At 68.0% G+C, this 9543-nt stretch carries 10 protein-coding genes; 7 read left to right on the top strand and 3 right to left on the bottom strand.

Annotation, left to right across the window (positions count from 1 at the left end; all coding sequences use genetic code 11):
* From AB4Y86_RS05090 to AB4Y86_RS05070, 5 genes are all read left to right on the top strand, one after another.
* The coding region (locus AB4Y86_RS05090) for a FadR/GntR family transcriptional regulator (protein ID WP_441400673.1) at positions 1–520 on the top strand (520 nt) is incomplete at its 5' end.
* A gap of 55 nt (positions 521–575) precedes the next feature.
* A complete protein-coding gene (locus AB4Y86_RS05085; RefSeq protein ID WP_441400671.1) occupies positions 576–1619 on the top strand; it encodes an asparaginase in 1044 nt (347 codons plus the stop codon).
* 8 nt (positions 1620–1627) lie between these two features.
* Positions 1628–3040 (top strand): aspartate ammonia-lyase, encoded by a 1413-nt coding sequence (locus tag AB4Y86_RS05080; protein WP_441400669.1) that lies wholly within the window; start codon positions 1628–1630, stop codon positions 3038–3040.
* Between the two features lie 27 nt (positions 3041–3067).
* Complete coding sequence (locus AB4Y86_RS05075; protein WP_441400667.1) at positions 3068–4660, top strand: amino acid permease; 1593 nt, start codon at positions 3068–3070, stop codon at positions 4658–4660.
* A gap of 72 nt (positions 4661–4732) precedes the next feature.
* Positions 4733–6052, top strand: coding sequence for an ATP-binding protein (locus AB4Y86_RS05070; RefSeq protein ID WP_441400665.1), 1320 nt, complete (start codon positions 4733–4735; stop codon positions 6050–6052).
* Here the strand turns inward: AB4Y86_RS05070 and AB4Y86_RS05065 are convergent, their stop codons facing one another.
* On the bottom strand, positions 6053–6670 hold the full coding sequence (locus AB4Y86_RS05065) for an HD domain-containing protein (protein WP_441400663.1): 618 nt from the start codon (positions 6668–6670) through the stop codon (positions 6053–6055). It lies immediately after the preceding gene.
* Between the two features lie 9 nt (positions 6671–6679).
* A complete protein-coding gene (gene gluQRS / locus AB4Y86_RS05060; RefSeq protein ID WP_441400661.1) occupies positions 6680–7576 on the bottom strand; it encodes a tRNA glutamyl-Q(34) synthetase GluQRS in 897 nt (298 codons plus the stop codon).
* Between the two features lie 321 nt (positions 7577–7897).
* On the opposite strand from gluQRS, the gene AB4Y86_RS05055 reads away from it, so the two are divergent.
* Positions 7898–8362 (top strand): Lrp/AsnC family transcriptional regulator, encoded by a 465-nt coding sequence (locus AB4Y86_RS05055; RefSeq protein WP_441400660.1) that lies wholly within the window; start codon positions 7898–7900, stop codon positions 8360–8362.
* A gap of 22 nt (positions 8363–8384) precedes the next feature.
* Here the strand turns inward: AB4Y86_RS05055 and AB4Y86_RS05050 are convergent, their stop codons facing one another.
* A complete protein-coding gene (locus AB4Y86_RS05050) occupies positions 8385–8840 on the bottom strand; it encodes an Lrp/AsnC family transcriptional regulator (protein ID WP_441400658.1) in 456 nt (151 codons plus the stop codon).
* A 108-nt stretch (positions 8841–8948) separates the two neighbouring features.
* Here AB4Y86_RS05050 and AB4Y86_RS05045 point away from each other — a divergent pair.
* Positions 8949–9543: LysE family translocator (locus AB4Y86_RS05045; protein WP_441400656.1), on the top strand; the 595-nt coding region annotated here is incomplete at its 3' end.

Raw genomic sequence — 9543 nt, 5'->3', positions numbered from 1 at the left:
GTCCTGCACCGCATTGGGGCTTACCGTGACGCGGACCGGCCGCGGCACGTTCGTCGTCGCCGATCATGTGGCGAAGGATCTGGTCCTTGGCCAGTACTCGGCACTGGATCTCACCGAGGCGCGGCCGCACATCGAGGTTCCCGCCGCCGGACTGGCGGCGGAGCGGCGCTCGACCGAAGACCTGGAAACTCTGAGGGACATAGTGGCAGCGATGGCCGGTGAGGACGATCCCGAGGTGTGGGTGGGACTGGACTCAAACTTTCACGCCCTGATCGCGAAAGCCAGCCGCAACAAGGTCTTCGAGAACGTCGTGGCGGACATCCGTGACGCGCTGGCGTCCCAGTCCGAAACACTCAACATGGTTGCGGACCGCCAACACGCCTCCGATGAGGAACACCGGCGGATCCTGGCAGCAATCGAGGCGGGCGACGCCGCGACGGCGCGCGTCGCCATGAGCCAGCACCTGCACGCCGTCGGCGAAGCCCTCGCGTCGATCCTGCACCCCCACACCGCAACCTGACACAGCAAACCGACGGGCACACCATCCACCCGCACCTATCCCTGCAAAGGACACCATGACCTCGCCTTCCCTCACCCTCGCCCCGGCTCCCATGGACCCGGCCGGGCTGCCGCGGCACGTCCCGGTGGCAGCCCAGACCCGCGACGGCGTGACCGAGAGTGTCCACTATGGATCGGTGATCGCCACCGCCGCGGACGGCAGCACGCTGCTGTCCGCGGGAGACCCCCAAACCCCGTTTTACCCGCGGTCCGCCCTGAAGCCACTGCAGGCCGTCGCCATGGTCCGCGCCGGCCTTGACCTGCCCGAGGAGCTGCTCGCCCTCGCCGCGGCCAGCCACTCCGGCGCCGCCGCCCACCGCAACGGCGCCCTGCGCATCCTCGAACTGCACGGCCTGGGCCCTGCAGACCTCGAAAACAGTACCGACCTTCCCTACGGCGTCCGCGAGCGCGAGGCGTGGCTTCGCGCCGGCGGGCAGGCCACCCAGCTGGCGCAGAACTGTTCCGGTAAGCACGCGGCGATGGCTGCCACCTGCGTCATCAACGGCTGGTCGGTTTGGGGATACCTGGATCCCGCGCATCCGCTCCAGCAACTCGTGGCCGGGACCGTGGTGGAACTGACCGGCGAGACGCCGCACCGCACCTCCACCGATGGCTGCGGCACCCCGCTGTTCGCCCTGACCCTGGGCGGCATGGCCCGCGCCTTCGGCAAGCTGGCCGCGGCAAGCGCGTCCGGCGGCAGTGCAGAGGCCGCGGTGGCCGGTGCCATGCGCCGGCACCCGGCGATGGTGGCGGGCGAGGACCGCGACGTCACCGCCCTGATGCGCCTGGTGCCGGGCCTGCTCGCCAAGGACGGCTTCGAGGGCGTCCAGCTCGTCGGCCTGCCGGACGGCCGCGCCGTCGCCGTCAAAATCTCCGACGGCGGCGACCGTGCCCGGATGCCGGTCACCGTTCGGCTCCTCGCAGCGCTCGACGTCGACCCCGCCCCCCTGGCGCGCCTCGCCGCAACGCCGGTCCTCGGCGGCGGCCGGCCCGTCGGCCTGCTGCAGGTCACCGACTTTCTCGGTTTCCCCGACTCCTCACACTTCCCCGACGACCGCTAAGGAACGCGATGACCTCCTCCGAAACCACCGACTTCCGCTCGGAACATGACCTCTTGGGCGACCGGGACGTGCCCGCCGACGCCTATTGGGGCGTCCACACCCTCCGGGCAGTGGAAAATTTCCCGATCACCGGGCAACCGCTCTCCTCCAACATGTACCTGGTCCGCGGGCTCGCCGCCGTCAAGCTGGCCGCCGTCCGCACCAACCATGAACTTGGACTGCTCGACGCCCGCCGCGCAGAAGCCATCGAGGAAGCCTGCACTGACGTCATGAGCGGCAAGCTCAGCGAGCAATTCGTGGTGGATGTCATTCAGGGCGGCGCCGGAACGTCGTCGAACATGAACGCCAACGAGGTCATCGCCAACCGGGCCTTGGAAATTCTGGGCTACCCGAAGGGCGACTACGCCCAGCTGCACCCCAATGACCATGTCAACCTCAGCCAGTCCACGAACGACGTGTACCCCACGGCGGTCAAGCTCGGCACGATCTTCGCCGCCCGGGAACTGCTCGACGCCCTCACCGAACTGGAGGACGCCTTCGCCGCCAAGGCCATGGAGTTCCGGACGGTGGTCAAGATGGGACGCACCCAGCTGCAGGACGCCGTCCCCATGACCCTCGGCCAGGAGTTCGGCACATACGCCGTGACCATCGGCGAAGACCGGCTGCGGCTGGCCGAAGCGGACCTGCTGATCCACGAAATCAACCTCGGCGCCACCGCGATCGGCACCGGCCTGAACGCCCCGGCAGGCTACGCGGAGGCCGCCTGCCGCCACCTGGCCGAGATCACCGGCCTGCCCTTGGTCACCGCGGTGGACCTGATCGAAGCCACCCAGGACGTCGGCGCTTTCGTGCACCTCTCCGGCGTGCTCAAGCGGGTCGCCGTGAAACTCTCCAAAATCTGCAACGACCTGCGGCTGCTCTCCTCCGGCCCGCGCGCCGGGCTCGGCGAGATCAACCTTCCCGCGGTGCAGTCCGGCTCCTCGATCATGCCCGGCAAGATCAACCCGGTCATCCCCGAGGTGGTCAGCCAGGTGGCCTACGAGGTCATCGGCAACGACGTCACGATCACCATGGCCGCCGAGGCAGGCCAGCTGCAGCTCAACGCCTTTGAACCGATCATCGTCCACAGCCTCCACAAGAGCATCTCCCACCTGGAAGCCGCCTGCCGCACCTTCACGGCCCGCTGTGTCCGGGGCATCACCGCAAATACCGAACGGCTCCGCCTAACCGTGGAGCAGTCCATCGGCCTGGTCACCGCGCTGAACCCGCACCTGGGTTACGCCACCGCCACCGCCATCGCCCAGGAAGCCCTCGCCACCGGCAAGGGGGTCGGGGAACTCGTCCTCGAACACGGGCTGCTCACCGCCGAGCAGCTCACGGACCTCCTCAGCCCGCAGCGCCTGGCCAACTTGAGCAAATAGCGCACTCCGAACCCCAAAGGACCCACCATGACAGCTCCCGGAACAGCCCGCGCCCAAAAACAGCCCGACCAGACACAGCAGCACCCGTCCATTACGGACCACAAAGTCACGGACCACACCGTCCCCCTCCACGCCCACGCCTCCGAGGCGGCGCTACGCGCCGAAGACCAGGGCTACCACAAGGGGTTGAAGCCGCGGCAGGTGCAGATGATCGCGATTGGCGGTGCGATCGGGACCGGACTGTTCATGGGCGCCGGCGGCCGGCTGGCCACCGCTGGTCCAGCGCTGATCATCAGCTACGCCATCTGTGGGTTCTTCGCGTTCATGATCCTGCGGGCCCTCGGCGAGCTCGTGATGCACCGGCCGTCGTCGGGGTCCTTCGTGTCGTACGCCCGGGAATTCTTCGGCGAGAAGGCCGCCTTCGTCACCGGCTGGCTGTACTGGCTGAACTGGGCGATGACAGCGATCGTGGACATCACCGCCGTCGCGCTTTACATGAACTTCTTCAAGAAATACTGGGCGCCCATCGCCGACGTGCCGCAGTGGGTGTGGGCCCTGGCGGCCCTGATCCTGGTCCTGGTCCTGAACCTGATCAGCGTCAAGGTGTTCGGTGAAATGGAGTTCTGGTTCGCGCTGATCAAGGTGGTCGCTCTCTTGTCCTTCCTGGCCGTCGGCATCTACTTCGTCATCTTCGGCACCCCCGTTCCGGGCCAAGAGGTCGGTTTCAGCCTGATCGCGGACAACGGCGGCTTCTTCCCGAACGGCATCCTGCCCGCCGTCGTGGTGATGCAGGGCGTCGTGTTCGCCTATGCCTCCATCGAGCTGATCGGCACCGCCGCCGGCGAGACGGAAAACCCGGAAAAGATCATGCCGCGGGCCATCAACACTGTGATCGTGCGGATCGCGGTCTTCTACGTCGGTTCCCTGGTCCTGCTGTCGCTGCTGCTGCCCTACAGCTCCTACAAGGCCGGCGAGAGCCCGTTCGTGACCTTCTTCGGCTCCATCGGGGTCGACGGCGTCGATGCCATCATGAACCTCGTGGTCCTGACCGCGGCGCTGTCCTCCCTCAACGCCGGCCTCTACTCCACCGGGCGGATCATGCGGTCCATGTCCGTCTCCGGCTCGGCGCCAAAATTCGCGGCCCGGATGAACAAGTCCGGTGTGCCCTATGGCGGCATCGCCCTGACCGCCGGCGTCGCCGTCCTCGGCGTCGTCCTCAACGCCCTGGTGCCAGCCGAAGCCTTCGAGATCGTGCTCAACGTCGCCTCGCTGGGCATCATCAGCAGCTGGGCCATGATCGTCCTCTGCCAGATGCAGCTGGCCCGGCTCGCAGCCCGCGGGGAGCTTCTCCGGCCGGCCTTCCGGATGCCCGGCGCACCCGTCACCGGATGGATCACGCTGGCGTTCCTGCTGGCAGTGCTGGTCCTCATGGCGTTCGATTCGCCGGTGGGCACCTGGACCATCGCGTCCCTGGTGGTCATCATTCCGCTACTGATGATCGGCTGGCGGCTCTGCAAGCACCGCATCCKGGAGATCGCCGCGGTGCGTGACGGGTTCACCGGACCGGCCCCGCTGGTGGCCAACCGTCCCGGCCTCGGATCCGGCGGCGACCCGACCTAACCCGCCACGATCGCCTAAGCTCGGAGGGACAGTTCCACCTGGCTCAACGACGAACCACCCGGGAGACACCACATGACCAACTGGCGGATCAGGGATTTCCACTCGGCCGACCTGGACGGCATTCTGCACCTCTGGGAATCCCTCAAGGCCACCAATGTCGAGCCGGTCTACGCCCTCTCCGAGGTCCTCGCCTCCTGCGAAAAGGATCACGCCGTGGTTGCGGTGCTGGGCGACCAGGTGGTGGGCGCCGCCGTCGGCCGCGCCGCGCACGACCAGGGCTGGATCGTCTTCCTGGCCACCCTCCCCGAGTTCCGCGGCCGGGGCATCGGCACCTCGCTGCTGGCCGCCGTCGAAAGCCGGATGGCCCCCCACGGACTGAACAAGCTCTCCGCGCTCATGCCGGAGTCCGAAACCCGCGTCGAGGCCTTCCTGGGCCGCGGCTTCGTGCTGAAGAAAAACCTGCGCTACTTCGAACGCCAGATCCCGGTCCAGCGCCAGGAACTCGAACCGCTCGGCCAGCTGGGCGGCCGGATCCTGGCCCGCGATCTCTGGGAAAATGTCGCCGGCATGCACAACGAGAAGGAACTGCTCGAGCGCCGCCTCGTGCTGCCGCTGGCCGAAGCCGACCTCGCCGACGAGTACGGTGTCGTCCCGCCGCGCGCCGTCGTCCTGTTCGGCCCGCCCGGCACCGGGAAGACGACCTTCGCCAAGGCGATTGCGTCCCGGCTGGAGTGGCCGTTCGTGGAGGTCTTTCCCTCCCGGCTTGCCTCCGACCCGCTGGGCCTTGCGGGGGCCCTACGCGAGACTTTCCTCGAGATCGCCGAGCTGGAGCACGCCGTCGTCTTCATCGACGAGGTGGAGGAGATCGCCTCGCAGCGCGCCGGCGACCCGCCGTCGCCGCTGCAGGGCGTCACCAACGAACTGCTCAAGATCATCCCGGCGTTCCGCGAACAGCCCGGCCGGCTGCTGGTCTGCGCCACCAACTTCATCCGCGCGCTGGACTCCGCATTCCTGCGCCACGGCCGCTTCGACTACGTCATCCCGATCGGCCTGCCGGACCGCCTGGCCCGTGAGGCCATGTGGCAGCGCTTCATCCCCGCCACCGTGGTGGACGACGTGGACGTGGAACTGCTGGTGGACCGCACCGAGGGCTTCTCCCCCGCGGACATCGAATATGCGGCCCGGAGCGCCTCCCAGCGGGCAATGGAGAACGCCGTTTACGGAATGGACAGGGACGGCGGCGCGTCCGACGGCGCTTCCCTCCGGGATGCCGTCCGGAAGGGCCCCGCGACGCAGGACTACCTCGATGCCATTGCGGACACCCGGACCACCGTCAGCGAAGAAGTCCACCAGCAATTCCTCGAGGACATCGACCTCCTGGGCCGCGTCTAGCTAGTCCTCGGCCGCGTCGTCGTAGCGGAGGTTTTCGTAGTCGGTGTCGTCGGCCTCGTCGAGCATGTTGTCGAGCTCTTCCAGCAGCCACGGGTTGATCCGGGCCAGGATCTTGCGGGTTTCCTCCACCGGGACGGCCGCGTACAGCACCGGCCGGGCGTCGTCGTAGCGGGTGACCGGCGGTTTGTCCGGCCACTTCTCGGCCAGCGCTTGGACCCGCTCGGGCAGTGAATTGTGCGCATTGTCAGCGATTTTGACCAGGGTCGCGTCGTGGTCCTCGGCGATGTAGCGGATGCCGGCGGCGTAGTCGTCCGGGTTTTCGTGGAACCGCTTAGTGACCCGCTCGATGATGTCCACGGCCCGCTCGGAAATGCCCATGTCCAGCAGCGCCTGCCGCGTCATCGGGGTGTCCTCCGCGATGTCATGCAGGTAACCCGCGATCTGGATGTCGTCATCGAAGTCAGCCAGCGCATCGCCGACGGCGATCACGTGCTCGCGGTAAGGCCGCTTGAGCTTATCCTTCTGCCGGTTGTGGGCCACCTCGGCGAGGACCTTCGCCGTCTCGACGGTGAAGCGGGGCTCCGGGCCGCGCGCTTCCATGAACTCTGGTTCTGACATGGTTCCAGCCTACGCGTCACGCGCGCCCATCCCGGGCCACACCCACGCCTCCCGCGGCAGGGCCGCCGGATCGAAGACGGCGAGCGCCTGCTCGAGGGGACCGGGCGGCAGGCCCAGCGAGGCCAACAGCGCGTCGCGTACCCGGTCCACAGTGACTCCGGCGGCGGCGAGGTCGGCAAGCGTGACGGCGCCGTCCCGCTTGGCCAGCCGGGCGCCGTCGGCGTTCAGGACCAGCGGCACATGCGCATATTCCGGAACGGGAATATCTAGGAGCGAGGCCAGGTAGGCCTGCCGCGGGGTGGACGGCAGCAGGTCGTCGCCGCGGACCACTTGGTCGATGCCCTGCGCGGCGTCGTCCACCACCACGGCCAGGTTGTACGCGGTGACGCCGTCGTTGCGGCGCAGCACAAAGTCGTCCACCGCCCCGGTGAAGCTGCCGTGCAGGACGTCGTGCACCGTCGCCTCCGCAACGTCGGCGCGGAGCCGGAGCGCCGCCGGCCGGATGGCGCGCCTGGCGGCACGCTCGGTGTCGCCCAAGTTCCGGCAGGTGCCCGGATACGCGCCCTGGGGAGCGTGCGGTGCCGACGGCGCCTCCTGGATTTCGCGGCGGGTGCAGAAGCATTCATAGCTCCGTCCGGCATCGGTCAACCGCTGGATGGCTGCCTCATACAGGGGCTTACGGTCCGTTTGGCGGACGACGCCGCCGTCCCAGCTCACACCGATCGCCGCCAGATCGCGGAGCTGCTCCGCCTCGGCCCCCGCGCGGGCCCGGTCCAAATCCTCGACCCGCAGCAGGAAGCGCCGGCCCGTGGACCGCGCGAAAAGCCAGGCGAGGATGGCCGTGCGGAGATTGCCCACGTGAAGCTCCCCGGAGGGGCTGGGGGCGAAGCGTGCGGCGGTTGTCATGGCACCAGCCTATGCCGGGCAACACAAGAGCCCCTCAGCCACCGATGACTTCGGAAGATCCGACGTCGGTGGCTCAGGGGCTCTTGCCGTAATGGGTGTGCGGAAAGACGATGCGTGAACAAGAGTCAATCAGCGGCGGGCTCCTTGCGGGGGCCTCATCCAGGGTCCGGGAGGTGTACCGGGGGATCTGTAGCCTTCGGATGCCGGCGGTGGCCCGCATCCTGTGTTGCCACTATTTGAGCAGTAGTCCTACAGTTGGTGCAACGGACGTTCCCTCGGCTGGTCAGACTGACCAACAAACGCCGACATGACGAGCAGGAAGTGGTCAGATTGCAGCTCGACGCGACGGATCGGCGGATCCTCCTAGCCCTGGACGCGGACTCGAGGATGCCGATCATGGTGCTGGCCCAGAAGCTCGGCCTGGCCCGCGGCACCGTCCAGTCCCGGCTGGAGCGGATGACAGCGTCGGGCGCGCTCCGGCCCAACAGCAGCCGGGTGCTGCCGTCCGCGCTGGGCCGTGGCGTGGCGGCGGCCGTCAGCGCTGAACTGGACCAGAGCCACCTGAATGAAGCGATCGCCGCGCTCCGGAAGATCCCGGAGGTCCTGGAGTGCCACGCGCCTGCGGGCGACACCGACCTGCTGATCCGGGTGGTGGCCACCAGTCCGGATGACCTCTACCGTGTTTCCGAGGAAATCCGGCTCTGCCCGGGAATCGTGCGGACGTCCACCAGCATGTTCCTGCGCGAGGTCATCCCCTACCGGACCACGGGGCTGCTCGGCGGCTGAGCGCCCGGCTCGGGCCGACGGGTCAGACCGGGGGTCCGGCGTTGGCCTTGAGGCTCTTCATCACCAGCGTCGAGGTCAGCCGCTCGACCCCGGGCAGCGAAGTCAGCTCGGCATCGTAAAAGCGTTGGTAGGCCGGAAGGTCCTCGGCGATGACCTTGAGCAGATAGTCGGGTTTGCCGAACAACCGCTGGGCCTCGACGATGTTCGGGTTCGCGGCGACCCGGTTCTCGAAGATCTCCATGGTGCCGCGGTCCACCTGCCGCAGCGTGACGAAGACGATCGCCTCGAAGCCGAGGCCGACGGCGGCCGGGTCGATGTCAGCGCGGTAGCCGCGGATGACGCCGGAGGCCTCCAGTTCGCGGAGCCTGCGGTGGCAGGGCGCCACGGTGAGCCCGACCTTCGCCGCGAGGGCGGTGGCGGTGATCCTCCCGTCTTCGCGAAGGTAGCGCAAAATACTTCTGTCAATGTGGTCGATCACGCAAGGATCTTACCGCGAACGCGCGAATCCTAGCGAAATCGGTAAGCACTTATCCGCCGAAAATTCCTAGGCTTATACCTGTAGCCGCACTACCCAGGAGATCCCGCCGTGAACCCCCAGCTTTTCCTTGCCTTTATCGGCGTGGCCGTCGCCCTCGCCTGCACCCCGGGCGTGGACTGGGCCTATTCCATCTCGGCCGGGCTCAGGGAACGCAGCTTCGCACCCGCCGTGGCCGGCCTGTGCGGCGGTTACGTCGTCCACACCGCGCTGCTGGCCGCGGGGCTGGCCGCGGTAATCACCCGGCTGCCGGGGCTCCTCGGCTGGCTCACGGTCGCGGGCGCCGCTTACCTGCTCTGGCTTGGCATCAGCACCGCGCGGTCCTGGCGGGGGGCCAGTTTTGGCGCGCAAGGCGCCGGCGGATCGCAGCTGCAGGCCAACCAGTTCCGCGTCTTCCTGCAAGGCGTGGGTACCAGCGGCATCAACCCGAAGGGCCTGCTCTTCTTCGTCGCCCTGGTTCCGCAGTTCGTCAGCCCCGAGGCATCGTTGTCGGTGCCGCTGCAGTCGGCCCTCCTGGGCCTGACGTTCGTGCTGATGGTGGCGGTCGTTTACACCTGCGTGGCGTTGCTGGCCCGCAAGCTCCTGCACTCCCGGCCCGGAGCCGCACGGCGGGTCACGCTGGCCAGCGGGCTCATCATGATTGCCC

It is taken from the genome of Arthrobacter sp. 2YAF22_2 (assembly GCF_052114645.1).
GTDB lineage: Bacteria > Actinomycetota > Actinomycetes > Actinomycetales > Micrococcaceae > Arthrobacter.
The sequence above is the reverse complement of the archived record's forward strand: the minus strand, read 5'-3'. Positions and strand labels throughout refer to the sequence as shown.